Source organism: Flavobacteriales bacterium, from assembly GCA_026129465.1.
GTDB lineage: Bacteria > Bacteroidota > Bacteroidia > Flavobacteriales_F > PHOS-HE28 > PHOS-HE28.
This window is the reverse complement of sequence record JAHCIA010000001.1, coordinates 1,229,152-1,248,585: the sequence shown is the minus strand read 5'-3', so window position 1 is coordinate 1,248,585 and position 19,434 is coordinate 1,229,152. Positions and strand designations below refer to the sequence as shown.

The following is a 19,434-nucleotide window of genomic DNA, read 5'->3' as shown; positions in this document are numbered from 1 at the left end:
CTAACTTGGCCGCATGCGCCGCCACCGCATCGCTTCCTTCCTGTTGCTGGCCTTTGGCATCTCCTGGGCCTTGGTGGGCGTCGGTTGGATCCTGGGCGCACGTCATGCGGGGCACCCGTTCTATGGCGTTGTCGCGGCGGTCTGCATGTTCGGACCGGCCATCGCGGCGATCATCCAGCAACGGCTGATCGATCGCGACAGTTGGGAAGGTTTGGGATCGCGTTTTCGCGACACACGCTGGAAGATGCTGGCATGGACAGCTTTGCTGGGCATGCTGCTCGTCCCCACGGTCTTGCTGGTGATACACCTCCTGGGGAACATGGGGGGATGGGACGCCATCGGTCGCGTGAGCATGACATCGGAACGACTCGTGCGATCCATCCAGGACATCGCCGCCGCGCAGGGGGTGCCGGTCCCCGAGGGCCAGTTGAAGCTGCTCACCAGCGTCCCGGCCGCCATGGTGCTGGTGATATTGCAGTTGGTGGCGCTCTTGGGCGCGTTGACCTTCAACGTACCCTTCATGCTGGGCGAGGAACTCGGTTGGCGCGGCTATCTGTGGCAGCGCACGGCGCATTGGTCCGGATCGCGGCGCGTACTGTTCACCGGTGTGGCCTGGGGTCTCTGGCATGCGCCGCTGATCCTCATGGGGCACAACTATCCCTCGGCGCCTTGGTCCGGTGTGGGCATGATGGTGGTGCTGTGCGTGCTCTTCGCGCTGTTCTTTGATTGGAGCCGGACGCGCAGCGGCAGCGTGTGGTCATCGGTGTTGCTGCACGGCCTGATCAATGGCAGCGCCGGTGGCTTCGTGCTGTTCGCCGGCGGTGGGCACCCCCTGGTGGCCACTCCGGTGGGCGTGGCGGGCTTCATCGCTTTCGCCCTGCTGGGTGGCGCCTTGTTGCTGCTGGATCGCGACTACCGCTCCTGCCTTCTGGCGACCAGGTCACCGGTCACTTCGTGACCTTGAGCAAGGTGACGCCCGAACGGCGGGTGTCACTGGCCGCGATGAATTCCTTGGCGGAGTATCGCCTGGTGCCGCTTGGACCCGTGACCTGCATCCACAACAGGTTGTCGTGCGGAGGCCCTGGACCGGGGTTCTCCTGGATGTACTTGTAGGTGGTGTTCCAGCCGGTGGCCAGGTCGGCCGTGTGCCCGGGTGGCAGCGTGAAGCGCATGGTGCTGTCGCTCCGGTCCAGTCGATGGACGGTCCAATTCGCGGGATCCTGTTCACCAGAAGGCTTCACCACCGCGCTGTCCGTGAAGAAACACCGCACGCCTTCGGGGCAGGCGAGTTTGTAGACGATCGCCACCGCCTGCTCCGACTGGTTCCACAGCCGTACATGATGGGTCCATGAACACCCTGCGAGCATGATGATCACGCTGATGGCGACCAGCGGCCGAACGCCCATGCTAGGCCGCCTCCACATGGATCTCCAGGTCTTCATAACGCACCACTTGCCCCGGCCGGATCTTGCAGGTCTTTCGTAGCTCGACCGCGCCATCCACCCGCACCAGCCCTTCGGCCACCAGGTGCTTGCCTTCCCCACCACTGTTGCAGGCGCCGGCCAGCTTCAGCAACTGGTTCAGTTCGATGTGGTCCCCGCGAAGTGGGAAGGTGACGATAGGCATGCTGATGGGGATGGGCAACGATCATGTCCGCTCAGCGGGTACCATCCACGCCGAGCGGCACACTGGGCAGGTTGGTGGTGGACCAGATGCTTCCACCGGTGGAGGCCAGTCCGTAACCCACGGCAGTGGTGGATGTGAGCAGCACGATGCGGTTGCCGGCCACCACATGGTCAATGACAGGGCCCGCGAGGTTCACGGTGGACCACTGCATGCCGCTGGTGCTAGCGCGGCCCAGTCCGTGGGCCTGTGTCTCCGTGAATACCGCGATGCGGCCGCTGGATGCGACGGCCCCGATGACCGGGCCGCTCAACGAGGTGTTGCCCCAGATGCTGCCACCGGTCGAACTCGGATAGAAGCCATACGCGGTGGTCGCGGTCCAGATCACCACGCTGCTGTCCGATGCGATGCTGCCGAGGATCGGGCCATTGATGTTCGTGCTGAACCATTGCGTACCGCCGGTGGCGGCCAGTCCCCAGCCATGCGCGGTGGTGGCGGTCCACACCACGGCCCGGCCGTCGGCGGTGCGGATGATGGGACAATCACTGGTGCCCGGCGGGCCTTGCGGACCCTGTGGACCCGGCTGGCTGTTGGCGGCGTGCAGCGCGTAAGGCACGCTCAGCAGGGGACTGGTGCCCACGATGCCGTAGTTGGTGCCACCGTTGGGATCGGTCTCGGTCTTCAGGAAGTACGGGCCGTTCGCCCAGTCGATGGCCGCGAAAACGCCGCTGATCACATTGCCTCCGCCGATCTCCAATGTGGCCAGACCATTCGCGTTGGTCTGCGGAGCATGTGTTTCCACGAACACCGGAGTGCCCGTGTCGCTCCCCTGCAGCACGCTGATGCGCATGCCCACGGTGGTGCCGGTCACAAGCAGCCCATCACCATCGCGCACCACGGCCTGGAAACCCATGCGTTGCGGCGTTTGCGCGAAGGCATGACCTGTGGCCGACGCGATGAGAAGCAGGAGCAGGGTCTTGTGGATCATGTTCAATGCTTGATGATGCGTACGACGAGGATGGGCAGGCCCTCCTCCAGCAGGCTGATCAGGTAGCTGCCGCTGGACAGGTGGGCGAGCGTGATCGGTGTTTCGTTCGAGGTGACGACCTCGGTCCGTAGCAGCTTGCCGGTGGCATCCATCAGTTGGTACCCGGTGCCGGGTGGTGGCATGCCCTGCAGGCGAAGCACCACGCCATCTGTGGTGGGGTTCGGACCCACGGTGGCCACCAGCGCGGGGTCCATCGGGTCGGTGGTACTCACGGTAGTGACGTCGTAGACCTGTTGTACGCCTTGCGACACACGGCCTGCGGAGCTCTCTGGCGCCGTGTAGGCCGGTTGGCCCACGCTCCATGAGATGCTGCCGGCAGTGCTGGCCGCATCACCTCCGGAGGACGGCACAGCTTGTTGGGCGTGTGTGTGGAGCGAAAAGCCGATGGACACGAGCATCAGGCAGCATGGGAAGGTCATGGATCGCAGCTTCGGAAAGGCGTATGCGAACATTGGACCGGACCGTTATTCGCCCATCACCGCCACCACTTTCTCCACCACGTCCTCCACGCTGGGCTTGCTGAAATAGTCGCCATCGCTGCCGTATGCCGGGCGATGTGCCTTGCTGGTGAGGGTGCTCGGCGTAGCGTCCAGGTACTGGTAGCCGCCTTGGGTTTCGAGGATCTGTTGCAGGATGTAGGCGCTGGCACCGCCGGGCACATCCTCGTCCACCACCAGCAGGCGGTTGGTCTTTTTCAGGCTCTCCGCACAAATGTGCGTGCGGTCGAAGGGGAGGAGGGTACGGGCGTCCACCAGTTCCACACTGATGCCCAGTTCCGCCAGACGATCGGCGGCCTGCGCACAGATGTTGAAGGTGCTGCCGTAGCTCACCAGCGTTAGGTCACGCCCTTCGCGCACCACTTCGGCCTTGCCGATGGGCACGGTGTATTCGCCAAGGTTGCCGGGCAGGCGTTCCTTGCTGCGGTAACCGTTGAGGCATTCGATGATCAATGCGGCATCGTCGCTCTGCAGCAGCGTATTGTACATGCCTGCGGCCTGCTGCATGTTGCGTGGCACACAGACCACCACCCCACGCAGGGCATGCACGATCATGCCCATGGGGCTGCCGCTGTGCCAGACACCTTCCAAGCGGTGTCCACGTGTGCGCACGATCAGCGGGGCTTTCTGCCCGCCCTTGGTGCGCCACTGCACGGTGGCCAGGTCGTCGCTCATGCCTTGCAGGCAATAGAGCAGGTAATCGAGGTACTGGATCTCAGCGATGGGACGGAGTCCGCGCAAGGCCATGCCGATGCCCTGGCCCAGGATGGTGGCCTCGCGGATGCCGGTGTCGCTCACACGCACCTCCCCGAAGCGGGCCTGCATGCCCTCCATGCCCTGGTTCACATCGCCGATCTTGCCGGTGTCCTCGCCGAACATCAGCACCAGTGGCTCCTTCTCGAAGAGCGCGGCGAAGTTGTCGCGGATGATGATGCGGCCATCGACCTGCTCATCGCTGTCGTAACGCACAGGCACTTCCTCCACCTTCAGGCAGCTGTACCGGCTTTCGCTGTAGAGGTGGCTGCCGTAGCGGTCGGTGTTCAGTGCCTGCTGGTGCTGCATCCAGGCTTCCAGCGCCTGCCGTGCAGGACCGTCCTCGCCCAAGGTGGCCGTGAGCGCTCGCCGTGCGATGCCCAGGATCTCCTTGCGGCCGGGGTCCATGGCGCTGCGCAATTCATTGGCGAGTGCGGCGGCCCGCTCACCGCCCAACGCTTCGACCAGGCCCAACACGTCGTTCACCTCCTGTTTCAGCGGTTCCAGGAAAGCCGCCCAGGCCGCTTTCTGCGCTGCGCGCACATCGGCCTTGGCCTGCTTCTCAATGGCGTCCAATTCCTCCGCCGTGGCGATGGGTCCACCGCCGGGTTTGAAGTTGAGTATCCACTCGCGGAACTTGGCGTTGCAGTCGAACTCCTTGTACCACTCCAACAGCTCCTTGCTCTTGTATCGTTCGTGGCTGCCGCTGGTGCTGTGGCCCTGCGGCTGTGTCACCTCCTCCACGTGGATCAGGCAGGGCACGTGCTCCTCGCGGCACAAGGCGATGGCCTCCTCGTACACGCGGTTCAACCCCGCGTAGTCCCAGCCCTTCACACGGTAGAGGCGGATGCCGTTGGTGCCCTCCTCCTTCTGGAATCCTTGCAGCAGCGTGCTGATGCTGCCCTTGGTGGTCTGGTGGTCCTTGCTCACGCTGATGCCCCATCCGTCGTCCCACACGCTCATGGCCAGCGGCACTTGCAGCACACCGGCGGCGTTCATCGTTTCCCAGAAGTGGCCCTCGCTGGTGCTGGCGTCACCGATGGTGCCGAAGGCCACTTCATGGCCTTGTTCGCTCAGGTGGGTGTGGCCGTGCAGGGCGGAGTTCTGGCGGAAGACCTTGCTGGCCTGCGCCAGTCCAAGAAGGCGTGGCATCTGGCCTGCGGTGGGGCTGATGTCCGGGCTGGAATTGTACTGCGCCATCAGGTCCTTCCACGCGCCGTGCTCGTCCAGGCTGCGCGTGCCGAAGTGCCCGTTCATCTGGCGGCCGGCGCTGGCGGGCTCATGCGCCAGGTCGGCGTGGGCATAGAGCTGCGCGAACCATTGCCGCACGGTGAGTTCGCCGATGGCGAACATGAAGGTCATGTCGCGGTAGTAACCGCTGCGCCAATCGCCGTGGCGGAATTGCTTGGCCATGGCCACCTGGGCCAGTTCCTTGCCATCGCCGAAGATGCCGAACTTGGCCTTGCCGGTGAGCACTTCCTTGCGGCCCAGCAGGCTGGCCTCACGGCTTTCGTTCACGATGCGGTAGTCACGGAGTATCTCCTCGCGCACCTCTTCCAGGGTCATGCCTTCCTCCACGGCGTCGGCTTGTTCCTTCATGCTCATGGCCTTGCGGATCGTAAGGTTTCAAAGGTAGTCGCGATGGCATTTCCCGCAGGCCCGGGATAACTTCGCTTCACAATCCGCCCGCCATGGCCCACACCCCCAAGACCCGCCAGACCGACGCCAGCGTGGACGCCTTCATCGATGCGCTGCCCCTGGAGCAACAGCGCGATGACAGCCGCACCTTGGTCAAGCTCATGGGCCGCATCACGAAGGCACCGCCCAAGATGTGGGGACCGTCCATCATAGGCTTTGGCAGCGTCCCGCTCAAGTACGCCAGTGGCCGCGAGCTCGATTGGCCCGTGGTGGCGTTCAGTCCGCGCAAGGCGGCGCTCACCCTCTACCTCTCATCGGACATCAAGCGGCACCAGCAGTTGTTGGACCAACTGGGCAAGCACAAGACCGGCCAGGGCTGCCTCTATGTGAAACGCCTGAGCGATGTGGACATGAAGGTGATGGAAGAACTGGTGAAGGTGGCGGTGAAGCGCTAGGGGAATTGTCGGCTGTCCATCGCGCCGTGGCGATCTTCAACTTCCGCCTACCTGCTGCACAGCTGCCTCGTCCTCAATTCTCCCCGCCCGAGAACGCGTAACTCACGATGTTGGCGCCCATGCGCAGGGCCTTCAGGCGGGTCTCCGGGCTGTCGCCATGCACATCGGGATCCTCCCAGCCGTCGCCCAGGTCGCTCTCCCAGTCGTAGAAGAGCACCAGGCGCCCTTCCCAAATGAGTCCGTAGCCGCGCGCGGGCAGGCCCTCATGCTCATGGATCTTCGGCAGACCGCGCGGGAAGTCGAATTTCTGGTGGTAGATGGGATGCGCGAAGGGCAGTTCCAGCAGGTCCAGTTCAGGAAAGACGCGCTTCAACATCGGCCGGATGAAGGGGTCCATGCCGTAGTTGTCGCTGATGTGCAGGAAGCCGCCGCTGATGAGGTAGGTGCGCAGGTTCTCGGCCTCCTGCTGGTTGAAGACCACGTTGCCGTGGCCGGTCATGTGCACCCAGGGGTAGTTGAAGAGTTCGGGGCTGCCCACTTCCACCACGGGCACCTCCGCCTGGATGCCCATGCCCAGCTGTTCATTGCAGAAGCGCACCAGGTTGGGCACCGCCGTGGGGTTGGCGTACCAGTCGCCGCCCCCACCGTACTTGAGCACCGCCAGCTGGTACGTGCCCTGGGCACAAGTGCTCATGTGCGCATGTGCGCAAGTGCCCAGGAGGAGGAGCGCGATGGAGCGGAACAGCATGGGCACAAAGCTACCGTTGCTGCGCAAGGCCCATCCACACGCAGGCGGCGAGGGCGGCCGTTTCGGTGCGCAGGCGTGCACTGCCGATGCTGATGGCGGTGAAGCCCGTCTGTTCCATCAGCTCAGCTTCTTCAGTGGTGAAGTCGCCCTCGGGTCCGATCAGCACCAGCGCATCCGCAGCGGGGTCGTAGCGTTCCATCAGTGTCGCGCGATCCCCTTCGCACCGGCCGAAGTAGCGCTGCGCGGGCAGTTCTTCGCGAAGCAGAACATCCAAGGCCAAGGGCGCATCGATCGTGGGCAGCCATGCGCGCCGGCTCTGTTTCATGGCGGCGATGGCCACGCGCAGCAGCCGGTCGGTGCGCAGACGATCGCGTTCGGTGCGCCTGGTGAGCAGGGGTGTGATGCGGTCCACGCCGGTCTCCACGGCCTTCTCCACCAGCCATTCGATCCGGTCCTGCTGCTTGGTGGGCGCCACGGCGAGGTGGATGCGCGCTTTTCTTTCCGGGCCTTCCAACACGCGATCGAGGATGGTGGCCCGAGCACCGTGCTTGTCGGCCACGATCAATTCCGCAGTGGCGCGCGTGCCCCGGCCATCGAGCAGTCCGATGCGGTCGCCGGGCTTCAGGCGCAACACATGCACGGCGTGGTGGGCCTCCTCATCGGGCAGGCGTACCTCGGGTTCGTGCAGGTGGGGGCAATGGAAGAGGTCCATGCGGCAGGGGGTGCCGCGAAGATCAGGAATGCTGGGAAAGCGGCTCAGAAAAGCCCGTTCCACCATTCCATCGCCGCGGCGCGCACGGAAGGCATGGCCCCGATGGCCAACAGCATGGACACCGCCAGGCCGATGAGTGCGTAGCTCAGGTCGCGTAGCACCATGCGCGTGGCTTTCATCTTGTGCGTCTTGCCGCGCTTCAGCCGCGCCAGGTTCACAGCGATCTCTCTTCCGCCGATGACCCCGAGGAAGACCCAGGTGGTGCTCATGGGCACCGTGCTGATGAAGAGTTTGTAGATCAGCAGCAGCACATAGCTGAAGTCCACCAGGGTGGCGGCGCGCACATCGCTGATGCGCACCTTTTCGCTCACGATCTCCTGGATCTTGTCGCCGCGCAGGTAGAAGAGGATGCCCAGGCCCAGGAAGATGGTGCCGGCGAATATGGTGAACTGGAGGCCCGTCTGCTGGCGTGGCAGGAATACGGCGATGTTGGCACCATCCTGCATCAACCACACGGCCCAGAGCGATCCGCTCACGGCCCATTGCACCACCATCCAGCCCACATGCGTCTTGCGGCCCTTGAAGAATTTGCGGATGGTGCTGTAGCTGAAGTACCAGATGAGGAAGGAGAGCACGAAGGCCAGGCCGTAGCCCGTCATGCTCTTGCCCACCATGGAGGTGATGCCCGAGGTGTCCGCGCTGAACACGCTCAGCAACAGGAAGGTGGTGCTCACCGGCATGCGCAGGCGGGTGAGGATCAGCAGCACCAGCGGGGCGATGATCTGGAAGAAGCTGAACTGGGTGGGGTGCGGGTAGGGCGAACTACCGTCAGGTTTCAGCAGGCGCTGGTAGGTCACGTCGCCATCATAATAGACCCAGCTGAAGGTGACCGTGGCCAGGAAGATGGCACCGGTGAAGAGCCAGAGCACCCACCATTTCCGCGCCTTGTTGCTTTCGATGAAGGTGCCCAGCGACTGGATGCTGTCGTTGGCCACGGCCGAGTAGGCGGCGAACATGAAGCCCAGCCACATGGCGGCCTGGCCATAACCCACCAGCACCTGGGCCAGGATCACGCCCACGATGATGATCGCCAGGAACACGCGCTCCTTGACGAGGTATTCCAGTACGTTCAGGTACGGCCGGTCACGCTCTGTGCGCTTCCACTTCGCCATCAGACCCAGGTTGTATGACAAGCGTTGGAGCAAGGGCCGGCATGGCTCCCATGTCCAATTGGACGGGCTGATCGCACTCGCAAGGGCATGGAAGGATGGCGCTCAAAGGTCCCGCCGCCCCGTTGTGTGATCGTCACCACCATGTTAAGACAATGATAACTCGGGGCCGCGATCGCCGGAACCCGGGGCATTCAGCGCTTGCGGAATTCCAGCTTGTAGAAGTGGAAATCCGGGCTGTGCAGGTCGATGGTGAAGTGGGTGGGCCGGTGGTCCGCGTTGAAGTGGAAGGTGACATACCCGGCTTCGAGGAAGGGGTCGGCGTGGTCCCACAGCCACGTGTCGTGGTGCCAGTGGTCCAGTGTGCCGGTGAGGAGATCCCTGGCCGGTAGCAGGGACAACCGCAGTTTGCCGTCCACCTCGGTGATCTCGGCCTGGCCGTAGACCTTGTCCGTCCAGGTGCCGGTGAGGTCCTGCGCGGAAATGGTGGGCGAGGTGCCCTGAACGCGCGCATCCTGGCGGGCCTGGCGGCGTTCAGCGTCGCGCTTGTGGCTGTCCTCATGCGCGGGCAGGATGTTCTTCACCGGATCGGCCTTGCCTTCGCCGAGATAGAGGTCCAGGATCTTGCTGGTGATGGCGAAGACGCAATAGCTCTCGCCATTGCCCAGGGCGATCACCGCCAGGCCCTTGCCCGGCACCACCGCGTGGTTGAGGATGAATCCCGGCATGCCCCCGCTGTGGGTGATGACCTGCTGGTTGTACTGCGTTTCCAGGAACCAGCCCAGCGCCGCACCATCGCGCCGGCCACCCATGGGGAGGTGCGCGGCGGTGAGCTTGTTGAAGGTGGCGGGCTTCAGGAAGGGCTTGCCGTCCACCTGGCCCTTAGCGGCCCACATGGCGTCCCACTTCGCCAGATCGGTCACACAGCTGTTTATGCCCACGGCTCCCGTGGCGCCTGCCAGTGGCTGATAGGCCATGCTCTTCTGCGGGGCGCTGTGGTCCTGCCCCTTGCGCACGTGCGGCAGGGCCACATCGGTGAAGCGCGCGAGGTCGGCGGTGGCCGTGGTGGTGCGCGTCATGCCCAGGGGCTTCAGCATGCGTTCGGTCACGAATTCGCCCCAGCCCTGGCCGCTCACGCGTTCGATCAGCTGCGCGGCGGTGATGTACATGAGGTTGCTGTAGCCGAAGTCCGTGCGGAAGCCCAAGCTGAATGGTTCACCCGCGTGGCGCCGCAGGATCTCCTCCTGGGTGTAGTCGGTGCCATACCACAGCAGGTCGCCGTCGAAGGTGATCCAACCGCTGCGGTGGCAGAGCAGGTCGGTCACCGTCATGTTCGTCGTCACGTAGGGGTTGGGCGTATTGAACTCCGACAGGTGCGTGCGCACCGGATCGTCCCAGCCCAGCTTGCCATCCTCCACCAGCAGGCCAATGGCGGCGGCGGTGAAGGCCTTGCTGAGGCTGGCGGTGTAGAAGATGCTGTTGGGCGTCACCGGCTCGGGCCTGGCCAGATCGAGTTTGCCGTAGCCCTTGCTCCACACCAGCTTGCCGTCCTGCACGATGCCCACGGCCAGACCGGGCTGATCGAACTTCACCACCGCGTCGGCGATGTACGCGTCGAGCTTTCGGAGGTCGGGCTGTTTCTGGGCGGTGGCGGCGGCCGCTACGTAGAGCAGCGGCAGCAGCAGGGCGGGGAGGCGGTGCGTGATCATGCGCCGAAGATCGGGAACGGTCGTCAGGGTCCAACCCCTCAATCTCCAACTACCAACCCCCTATTCCACCGTTGCACCCACTTCCTTCGGTTGGGCCACCTTCTTGGCACCCTTCAACTCCGTGTCCGGGCCGATGCCGTCCACCACCTCGATGTTGATGCCATCGCTGAGACCGGTGCGGATGTACGTGCGCTTCCAGCCCTGGCCGTCCTTCACGTTCACGAAGGCGCTGTCGCCCTTCGTGTTGAATTCCACGATGCTCTCGGGCACGGTGTACACGCTGTCGCGCTGGTCCAGCACGATGTCGGCGTTGGCGCTGTAACCGCTGCGCAGATGCTGGTCCGCCTTGGCCTTCACCGCGGCGCGGATCTCGAACTGGATGGCGCCGGCCTCCTCCATGCCCTTGGGCGCGATGTACTCCAGTTCGGCGTCCCAGCTGGCATTGTCGATGGCGCCCACCGTGAGCACCACGGGCATTCCCAGTTTCACCTTGCCCACTTCACTCTCGTCCACCTTGCCCTGGAAGATCAGGTCGGTCATGTCGGCGATGGCCGCCACGGTGGTGCCCTCGTTGAAGTTGTTGCGCTCGATCACGCTGTTGCCCTCCTTCACGGGCACGTCCAGCACCATGCCGTCGATGGTGCTGCGCACGATGGTGTTGCCGGCGCTGCTTCGGCTGATGCCATCGCGTACCACTTGCAGGGCTTCACGCGCGGCTTCCAGTTCCTGCTTCGCGTTGCGCAGGGCCATGTCGAAGGTCTGCATCTCCGCGGCGCTGATCACGCCCTTGTCCGCCAGCGGTTTGTTGCGGTCGTGGTTCAGCTGCGCGTTCTGCACGTTGATCTCGGCGGCGCGCACGCGGTTCTCGGCGTTGCTCAGGCTGAGCATGTCGGGCACGATGCGGATCTTGGCCAGGGGCTGGTCCTTCTTCACCAGATCGCCGGCCTCCACGTAGAGCTCGGCGATGATGCCGCTGACCACGGGCTTGATGAGGATCTCCTTGCGCGGCACGATCTTGCCGTTGGCCACCGTCTTCTTCACCAGGTTCTCGCGCTTGGGCTTCTCGATGTTGAACTCATCGGGCTTGCTGGCGCTCTTCTGGTAGAGGAAGACCATGGTCCAGAGGAAGAGGATGACCAGCAGGGCGAGGAGGAGGTATTTGAGGATGCGTTTCATGCTTGTTCTGGTTGTCATGCCGGGGGCGGGCCGGCATCGCGATGGGTCTTGATGCTGTTGATGTTCTCTATTCGGCGCGCAGGGCGTCCACGGCATTGATGGCGAGTGCGCGGCGCGCGGGCAACAGTCCGGCAAGCAGGCCGCTGGCGATGAGGACGGCGAAGGCCACCAGCGCCACGAAGAGGTCCACGCCGGGGTTCTTGAAGAAGTCGGCATCGCCCGCCAGGTTGCGCACGGCTTCCAGCACGCCCACGCCGGCGAGCAGACCGAAGTAGCCGGCGACGAAGGTGAGGGTGAGGGCCTCCTGCACGATCTGTCCGGTGATGTTGCGCGGTGTGGCGCCCATGCTGCGGCGGATGCCGATCTCCTTGGTGCGTTCCTGGATGCTCACGAGCATGATGTTGCCTATGCCGATCACCCCGGCGAGCAGGGTGCAGATGCCCACGAACCAACTGAGGCCGCCGATGCCGATGAAGAGGCCGTTCATCTTGCCATAGAACTCCTGCAGGTTCCAGCTGCCGAAGGCGCTCTCGTCGGTGGGGTCCACGCGGTGTTTCCGCGCCATCAGCAGACGGATGTCCTTTTCCACGCGTGCCACGTCCACGCCCGGTTCGGCCACGATGGTGAACCAATGCACCTGGTTCAGGCTGTTGAAGGCCTTCTGGAAGGTGGTGAAGGGCACGTAGATCTTCGCGTCGGGGTTGTCGCCCATCTGCGCGCTGCTCTTCTTCTTGCTCACGCCCACCACCTGGAAGTAGACACCGTTGATCTTGATGTGGCCGCCCAGCGGATCCTCCGCCCCGAAGAGTTGCTTCACCACCTCCACGCCGACCACCGCCACCTTGCGTTCCTGCGCCAGGTCCATGCGGTTGAGGAAACGGCCCTGTGCAATGGCCACGCCCTCCACCTGGAGCACCTCGGGTTCGCTGCCGTAGATGGAGAAGGAGCCCACCTTGCTGCCCCGGCTCACGTTGTTGCCACCCTGCCAGCCGCCGAGCTGCAACTGCGGTGAACAGATCTCGATGCCTTCCACGTTGCGGCGGATGAGGTCGATGTCCTCATTGTCGAAAAAGAAGCGCCGTCCCTTCTGGAAACCCGCAAAAGGTTTGGTGGTGGGCATCGTCCAGATGAAGGCGCTGTTGGTGGCGAAGCCCTCGAAACCGCCCATCACGGCGTTCTTCAGACCGTTGCCCATGCCCAGCATCACCACCAGCATGAAGATGCCCCAGCCCACACCGAACATGGTGAGGAAGCTGCGGAGCTTGTTGCGGCTCAGCGTGTTCCAGATCTCTCCCCAGCGGTCGCTGTCGAACATGGTCTTATTCGTCGCGTAAAGCTTCAATGGGACGTATGGCCGCCGCGCGCCGAGCGGGAATGAATCCCGCCATGGCCCCTGCCAGGATCAGCGCGGCAAGGGCCCACAGGGCCACGTTGATCTGGATCGTGGGATCGCGGAAGAATTCGCTGCCGGGCACCACGCTGGCGATGCCCTCCATGAGGAAGACCCCCAGCACCAGGCCCGTCCATCCGGCCATGGCCGTGATGGTGACGGCCTCCAGCAGCACCTGCCCCACCACGTTGGCGGGCGTGGCGCCCAGCGCCTTGCGGATGCCGATCTCCCGTGTGCGCTCCTTCACCACGATGAGCATGATGTTGCTCACGCCCACGATGCCGGCGATGAGCGAGCCGATGCCCACGAACCAGAGGAAGGTGGTGATGCCGGTGAAGATCATGCCCACCGTGCCCACGTTCTCCACGTTGTTGTTCACCCACAGCGCCCGCTCGTCGGTGGGGTCGAAATCGTGGCGGCGCGCCAGGGTATGCACCGCCCGCTGCTGGGCCTGCTTGGCGCCGGCGATGCTGGCATCGGCGAAGCTGAAGGTGATGTCGTCCACCAGGCCTTTGGCATTGAACACACGCTGTGCGGCGGCCAGTGGGATGTACACCGGGCTGCGCTGCCCGCGTTCCGGCCCGCCGGTCTCATAGCGGTAGAGGCCCACCACCTCGAAGGGAATGCCGTTCACCTGCACCCATTGGTGCAAGGGGTCCTCCTGCTTGAAGAGCTCCGTGCGGCAGTCCTCGGCGATCACGATCACCTTGCGGTTCTGCACCTGGTCCACCTCATTGATGAAGCGGCCGGCGATGATCTCGTGGTGTTGCAGGTGGCGGAATTCCGGCTGTATGCCACGGATGTTGTAGCTGCCCGTGTTCATGCCGTAGCGCAGCTGGCTGTTGCCGCGCCAAACGCGGTACTGCCCGCTGATGTGCTCGATGCCCGGGATGGCGTGCCGCAGCGCCTCGATGTCCTCCTCGGTGAGGTCTATGGAGCGGTTCGGCGGCAGACCCTTCCAGGGCTTGCTCGTTTCGTTGCCCCAGATGCGGATGCTGTTGGTGGCGGTGTTGCGGAAGTTGTACTCAAAGCCGTTGCGCAGCCCCGCACCGGCCCCGAGCAGGATGATCAGCATGAAGATGCCCCAGAACACGGCGAAGCCCGTGAGCACCGCCCGCAGCTTGTTCTTGCCGATGCTCTCGAACACCTCACCCCATTTCTCGCGGTCGAACATTGCCGGGGGAGGGTTGGGGGTTGAAGGCCGGGGGTTTGGTGGATGCACTGCGGTCAGCGGGCGTGCTCGAGGAGGGAAGCGGGATCCACATGCGCGTTCTCGATCAGGCCATCCTTCAGACGGATGACACGCTGGGTCATGGCCGCGATGTCGTGCTCGTGGGTCACGATTACCACCGTGATGCCCAGTTCGCGGTTCACGCGCAGCAGCAGTTCCATCACTTCCTCGCTGGTGGTGGTGTCCAATGCGCCGGTGGGTTCGTCGGCCAGGATCACTTTGGGGTCGGCGATCAGCGCGCGGGCGATGGCCACGCGCTGCTTCTGGCCGCCGCTGAGTTCGTTGGGCAGGTGGTGCGCCCACTCGCGAAGGCCCACCTGTTCCAGCATGGCCATCGCCTGCTCGTGCCGCTTCTTCCGCCGCACGCCCTGGTAGTAGAGCGGTAGGGCCACATTCTCCAGCGCGTTCTTGAAGCTGATGAGGTTGAAGCTCTGGAACACGAAGCCGATGTATTTCGAGCGCAGTCCCGCGGACCGCGTTTCGCTCAGGTCCTTGATCGGCATGCCGTCCAGCAGATATTCGCCGCTGTCGGGGATGTCCAGGATGCCGATGATGTTCAGCAGGGTGCTCTTGCCAGAGCCGGAGCTGCCCATGATGCTCACCAGTTCGCCGGGGGCGATGTGCAGGTCGATGCCCTTGAGCACCTGCAGCGTGTTGCTGCCCATGCGATAGCTCTTGCGGATTCCCGTGAGTCGGATCATGACCGTGCGAAAGTACCCGGTGCATGCGGGCAGCCCGGGCGGCTTACACGAGCGGTGCCCATGGGGGAGGAGCGGTGGGCGGGGCGGATCAGCGCACCAGCCCCATGCGCATGGCCAGCATCACCAGGCCGGTCTTGCTCTTCACGCCGAGCTTCTCGAAGAGGTGCTCGCGGAACTTGTCCACCGTGCTGCGGCTCACGCCCATGGCCTTGGCCACCTGCTCGTAGGTCGGCTCCTCATCGGAACAGATGTGCAACAGGAACTCCAGTTCGCGCTTACTGATGCGCGCCATCAGATCCCCGTGCCGACGGCCGCCGTGGCCATCGGCGGCCAGCAGCGCCTCCTCCGGCAGGTGGTAGCCGTCGCGCATGATGCCGTCCAGCGCGGCCTTCAGCATGGCGGGACTCACATCCTTCAGGAGGAAGCCGCGGGCGCCGGCACGTACCGCGCGCGCCATGGCATCGTCGTCGGCGTCGAAGGTGAGCACCAGCGGGCGGATCTCCGGCCGGTTGGCGCGCAGCCAATGCAGCGTGGCGTAGCCGTCCATCACCGGCATGTTCAGGTCCACAATGGCGATCGCAGGCGGTTCCGCGTCGCGCAGCAGTTCGATGAACTCCTTGCCGTGCCCGGCCTCCAGGGTCACCTGATAGCCGCCCAGCCGGTTCACCACGGAACCCAGTCCGCCGCGCAACAGGTGGTGGTCGTCCACCAAGGCCACGTGGTGCTTCATGTCCGCAGGGGTCGCAGGGTCCAGGTCATGGTGGCACTGCCGCAGTGGTGCTCCAACGCATAGCCCACCAGCGCGCAGTGACAGGCAAGCAAGGAAGGAAGTCCGTCCCGGTCCATGTCGTTCGTCATGTGGTGCGCGCCATGACGGAGGGTGATGTGCGCACCATCCGCACGGTGCTTGATGTAGCAGGCGAAGGCAGTTTGGTCGCCGTTGCGCGCCGACCGCATGAGCACCTCGGCGATCGCTGCGCGCAGCACGGTGCAGGTGTCGCGCTCCAGGGGGTCTGCACGGCCGGTCTCCAACAGCTCCAGCGCGACGCCGGGCATCGCACGTGCCAGGCGCCTGAGTTCCGCTGCCAGGGATACGCGGCCCTCCGCGGCGCCTTCGGCCCATCGCCCCAGTGCGCGCACCTCTTCCACACCGCCGGCCAGGGCCTCGCGCGCCACGGCCAGCAGGCCGCGATCCCCTGACGCGGTCACGGTCCGCCGCACATCCAGTTGGGCGGCGGCCAGCAGTTGGCCCAGGTCATTGCGCAATGCATGGCACAGGCCACGCATCTCCGCCTGGCGGTCCTCCCGCTCGGTGTGGAGCATCAGGCGCAACAGCTGCGATCCGGCATCGGCCTGTGCCGCGCGCCGCCGCCAGTGGCGCAGCCGCCATGCCAGGGCGGCCAGCAAGGCCAGGCCCAGCGTCAGCGCGGTCAGCAGCAGTGGAGCGGATAGGAGCATGCAGCGTCGGGCACGAAGGGACCAGTGAGCGTTTCGTCACCGCCGCGCCACAAAGCAACCCGTGCGTGAGGGGATCCGCAATGGGGGTTTTTCACAGTGTGCGGGGCCTTGCGGATATGATTGCGTCGGCGGAGATTCGTGGTGGCGCTACAATGCGCCACAGATCGCATGGCCAACGCGCCCGAGATGGGGGAAACTAGCAGGTCCGTTCCAGATCGCGACAAAGCATATCGTGTTACCGCGAGTGTCCTGAACATGCGCGAAGGGCCTGGACCCAAGCATCCGGTCATTGGGAAACTAGATAACGGTGCAGTGGTCAGTGTGCTTGAGCGGTCCAAAGACGGCGATTGGGCCTTGATCGCGGCCCATGACGGGAAGAACACCCTCAATGGTTGGGTGGATGGGAGGTATTTGACGGTGGAGAAGGTTGAGGAAGTTGATAGGACAATGGAGGTCAGGGCCAAGAAACGGGTGCGATCCAAGGCTGCGGATGCAGCTGGCCTATCAGAGGCTGCTGCACTCGATGGGGCGCGAGCAACACGGGGTGAAGGTGGTCAAGGGTCGGCCACCGAAGACGTCGCGTCCAAGCGGATCGCGATCGTGATCGGATCCACAAGACACCGGGGGCATCCTGTGCTGAGAACGGCCAGTGCAGGTGCCATGGCGTTTCGTGAAGCGCTGGCCGGAGCATTACTGAACATCGAGACGGTCATTTCACGGATCGATGAAGCAGATGGGTTCAGTATGGATCGATTCAGGAGGGAAGTTCTTTTCCCGAATAGCGCACCCTTGAAGGACGGCCAAGGTGTGCATGTGATCCTGTTCTATTCTGGTTACGGGATCGAGAACCAATCGGGGCGTTTTGTAGCGCGCTTGTTGACTGATGAACCGCTTGGTGTTGCTCCCCATGTCCTGGTATCCCAAGTATCCCTGTTCGCTTCGGTGTTGTCGGTCACATGTATCCTGGACCTTGTGTCAACTCAAAGTGTGTCTTATGATATCAAGGACGATGTGTACCTGTCTCCGCGCGAGGTTCCATGGTCGATAATCGCTGGGGTTTCAGCTCCTCCGGATGAGAGAAATTCTGAAGCCAATGGCCCGAGTGCGTTCGTCAAGGCTGTCATCAAGGGCTTGAATTGGACGGAGCGAAACCCTGGACCCCTGACCGCATCAGGGTTATTGCACATGGTAGGAAATGAAGCCGCCGTAGTCGGCTCATTCGAGTTGTTCGAAGACCATCGGGGTGATATCGACTTGAGCGATCCGCGTGAATTTCCGCATATGGGAACAGAGGGTGTCCAAGAGAAGACCCTCCGCGAAACCACCCGCACCCACCACGACGATGCCGCCAAGGTGGACCACCTGGGCCGGAAAGCCTTCGCCCAGCTGCTGGCCCAGCGCATCCGGCAGGCGCGTGGGCTGATACAAGGTACCGACGATATTGAAGGCGCCGGCGACAGCTACGCTTTCATGGTGCATCTGCACGGCCCATGGGGTTCTGGAAAATCGTCCGTGCTCAACTTCTTGAAAGACGAATTGACCCATTGGGGGTGGAAGGCGGACCGTAGACGGCGAAGGGTGGTGCTCCATGACCTGTCTCGTTGGCAGCGATGGAAATGGCGTGTGCATGGCGCAGTACGGTACATGTTCTCGCGGGCCTCGGCCATAGACCGATTGCGTGCAATGCGCCGTCGGGCCTGGGTAGTGGTAGACTTCAATGCCTGGCGGCATCAACGGGTGAAGCCACCCTGGTGGTCGTTGATCCATGTGATCGCCTCGCAAGGCCGCAAACAGCTTACCTGGGCGGAACGTCAGCGCTTTGGGGTCACTTGGTTCCTGCGCCGTTTTCGGGCCGACCTGCTGGCTTGGGGACTGGCCATTGTGTTCCTGGCGTTGTCCATCGCACTGTTCTTGAGCACAGCCAATGGGGGGGCGCAGGACACCTCGGTCGCAATGGGGTCCGTTACAGAGGGGAAGTTCAAGGGCTACAAGGATTGGTGGGCGGCGATTTCCGGTGTGTTGACGATCCTGCTCGGTTTCGTGGCATGGAGTCGTACCTTCTTTCTGGATGCCCGCTCGGCGCAGCATCTTGCTGACATGCGGTCCGATGTGATGCGTCCCGTGGTCAAGCTCTTCGATCGGATCATCCACTTCATGCGTCGGCCGGTCATCATCTACATCGATGACCTGGACCGCTGCGACCAACCCTATGTGGTGGAACTGCTCGAAGGGGTTCAGACCCTTTTCCGGGATACGCCCGTCACTTTCCTAGTGGCAGCGGACAAGCAGTGGATCTGTACCAGCTTCGAGCAGCACTACACCACCTTCGGCCCGGTCATCGGCGTACCCGGTAGGCCCTTGGGACACCTCTTCCTGGAGAAGATGTTCCAGATCTCCGCGGAGTTGCCGAGAGTGCCGGGTGCGGCACGCGATCGGTTCTTGAGACAACTGTTGGATAGCAGCGAGCGGCCCGATGAAAGAACACCATTGAACACTCAGACCGCACGGTCCGAGGTGTTGGAAGAGATCGCCAAGCTTCCGTCAAATGAGGAGTTGCGTGAGTTGGGCAAGCGCACCGACGATCCTGCCAAACGGCAGGTGATCGCTGAAAAGATCGTGGAGCGATCCACCGAATCGGACCAGGCGAAAGCATTGGAGCATCGCCTCATGCGCTTCGCCGATCTGCTGGAACATAATCCCCGTGCCATGAAACGCCTGGTGAACGCTTTCGCCATGAATCTCGCTGTGCGCGACCTGCAGCAGAATTTCAGCGATCTTGACGATCTTGCACGATGGACCATCCTCGAGTTGCGCTGGCCGACCCTGGCCGAGCACATCACCAAGGAGCCGGAAGCCACGAACCTGCTCCATGGTGCTACAGGCATCAAGCTGCCGGAGAGGATGGCGCCGCTTTTGGAGGACGATGAGGTGAAACGTGTGGCAGGTGCCATACGTGAGGAGGACGACCCTCCGGGTGGTCTGACCGTGGAGTCGGTCAGAAAGCTACTGGGATGAACATGCAGGAGTGACGGATTGACCGAGGGCCGGGATCAGAATGGTTCGCCACTTCATCAGGCCAAGCGCATGACGTTCGTGTATGACCAAGGATCATATCGATGCGATCCT

At 63.5% G+C, this 19,434-nt stretch carries 18 protein-coding genes; 3 read left to right on the top strand and 15 right to left on the bottom strand.

The features are described from left to right. Positions 1-13 precede the first annotated feature (13 nt). Positions 14-958, top strand: a complete 945-nt coding sequence (locus KIT10_05350) for a CPBP family intramembrane metalloprotease (protein MCW5898677.1) — start codon at positions 14-16, stop codon at positions 956-958. On the opposite strand, the gene KIT10_05345 is transcribed toward KIT10_05350, so the two are convergent. The 5 genes from KIT10_05345 to KIT10_05325 all read right to left on the bottom strand — a co-directional run bounded on the left by KIT10_05345 (position 948) and on the right by KIT10_05325 (position 5,520). Further along, positions 948-1,424 (bottom strand): hypothetical protein, encoded by a 477-nt coding sequence (locus KIT10_05345; protein ID MCW5898676.1) that lies wholly within the window; start codon positions 1,422-1,424, stop codon positions 948-950. The two genes, KIT10_05350 and KIT10_05345, sit on opposite strands and share 11 nt — an antisense overlap. After that, positions 1,408-1,620 carry an RNA-binding S4 domain-containing protein gene (locus tag KIT10_05340; protein MCW5898675.1) on the bottom strand — a complete coding sequence of 71 codons (213 nt, stop codon included), beginning with the start codon at positions 1,618-1,620 and terminating at the stop codon, positions 1,408-1,410. The genes KIT10_05345 and KIT10_05340 overlap by 17 nt, the downstream gene beginning before the upstream one ends. A gap of 37 nt (positions 1,621-1,657) precedes the next feature. After that, complete coding sequence (locus tag KIT10_05335; GenBank protein MCW5898674.1) at positions 1,658-2,611, bottom strand: hypothetical protein; 954 nt, start codon at positions 2,609-2,611, stop codon at positions 1,658-1,660. A gap of 2 nt (positions 2,612-2,613) precedes the next feature. Then, a complete protein-coding gene (locus tag KIT10_05330) occupies positions 2,614-3,069 on the bottom strand; it encodes a T9SS type A sorting domain-containing protein (protein ID MCW5898673.1) in 456 nt (151 codons plus the stop codon). Positions 3,070-3,135: 66 nt separating this feature from the next. Continuing rightward, positions 3,136-5,520, bottom strand: coding sequence for a transketolase (locus tag KIT10_05325; GenBank protein MCW5898672.1), 2,385 nt, complete (start codon positions 5,518-5,520; stop codon positions 3,136-3,138). Positions 5,521-5,612: 92 nt separating this feature from the next. On the opposite strand from KIT10_05325, the gene KIT10_05320 reads away from it, so the two are divergent. Beyond that, complete coding sequence (locus KIT10_05320) at positions 5,613-6,014, top strand: DUF1801 domain-containing protein (protein ID MCW5898671.1); 402 nt, start codon at positions 5,613-5,615, stop codon at positions 6,012-6,014. 73 nt (positions 6,015-6,087) lie between these two features. Here KIT10_05320 and KIT10_05315 read toward each other — a convergent pair whose 3' ends face one another. The 10 genes from KIT10_05315 to KIT10_05270 all read right to left on the bottom strand — a co-directional run bounded on the left by KIT10_05315 (position 6,088) and on the right by KIT10_05270 (position 16,308). Further along, positions 6,088-6,762, bottom strand: coding sequence for a DUF4159 domain-containing protein (locus KIT10_05315; protein MCW5898670.1), 675 nt, complete (start codon positions 6,760-6,762; stop codon positions 6,088-6,090). A 10-nt stretch (positions 6,763-6,772) separates the two neighbouring features. Next, positions 6,773-7,474, bottom strand: coding sequence for a 16S rRNA (uracil(1498)-N(3))-methyltransferase (locus KIT10_05310; GenBank protein MCW5898669.1), 702 nt, complete (start codon positions 7,472-7,474; stop codon positions 6,773-6,775). Positions 7,475-7,518: 44 nt separating this feature from the next. Continuing rightward, positions 7,519-8,649: a hypothetical protein gene (locus KIT10_05305; GenBank protein ID MCW5898668.1), complete on the bottom strand. Its 1,131-nt coding sequence runs from the start codon at positions 8,647-8,649 to the stop codon at positions 7,519-7,521. A 188-nt stretch (positions 8,650-8,837) separates the two neighbouring features. Then, positions 8,838-10,352 carry a serine hydrolase gene (locus KIT10_05300; protein MCW5898667.1) on the bottom strand — a complete coding sequence of 505 codons (1,515 nt, stop codon included), beginning with the start codon at positions 10,350-10,352 and terminating at the stop codon, positions 8,838-8,840. 60 nt (positions 10,353-10,412) lie between these two features. Then, positions 10,413-11,528, bottom strand: a complete 1,116-nt coding sequence (locus KIT10_05295; GenBank protein MCW5898666.1) for an efflux RND transporter periplasmic adaptor subunit — start codon at positions 11,526-11,528, stop codon at positions 10,413-10,415. Positions 11,529-11,595: 67 nt separating this feature from the next. Next, a complete protein-coding gene (locus KIT10_05290; GenBank protein ID MCW5898665.1) occupies positions 11,596-12,843 on the bottom strand; it encodes an ABC transporter permease in 1,248 nt (415 codons plus the stop codon). 4 nt (positions 12,844-12,847) lie between these two features. Next, on the bottom strand, positions 12,848-14,092 hold the full coding sequence (locus KIT10_05285) for an ABC transporter permease (protein MCW5898664.1): 1,245 nt from the start codon (positions 14,090-14,092) through the stop codon (positions 12,848-12,850). Between the two features lie 53 nt (positions 14,093-14,145). Then, positions 14,146-14,850: an ABC transporter ATP-binding protein gene (locus tag KIT10_05280; protein MCW5898663.1), complete on the bottom strand. Its 705-nt coding sequence runs from the start codon at positions 14,848-14,850 to the stop codon at positions 14,146-14,148. Between the two features lie 88 nt (positions 14,851-14,938). Then, a complete protein-coding gene (locus KIT10_05275) occupies positions 14,939-15,580 on the bottom strand; it encodes a response regulator transcription factor (protein MCW5898662.1) in 642 nt (213 codons plus the stop codon). After that, entirely contained in the window at positions 15,577-16,308 is a 732-nt protein-coding gene (locus KIT10_05270) for a hypothetical protein (protein ID MCW5898661.1), read from the bottom strand. The genes KIT10_05275 and KIT10_05270 overlap by 4 nt, the downstream gene beginning before the upstream one ends. A gap of 168 nt (positions 16,309-16,476) precedes the next feature. Here KIT10_05270 and KIT10_05265 point away from each other — a divergent pair, with 168 nt between their 5' ends. Further along, entirely contained in the window at positions 16,477-19,323 is a 2,847-nt protein-coding gene (locus KIT10_05265) for an SH3 domain-containing protein (protein ID MCW5898660.1), read from the top strand. The last annotated feature ends 111 nt before the right edge of the window (positions 19,324-19,434 follow it).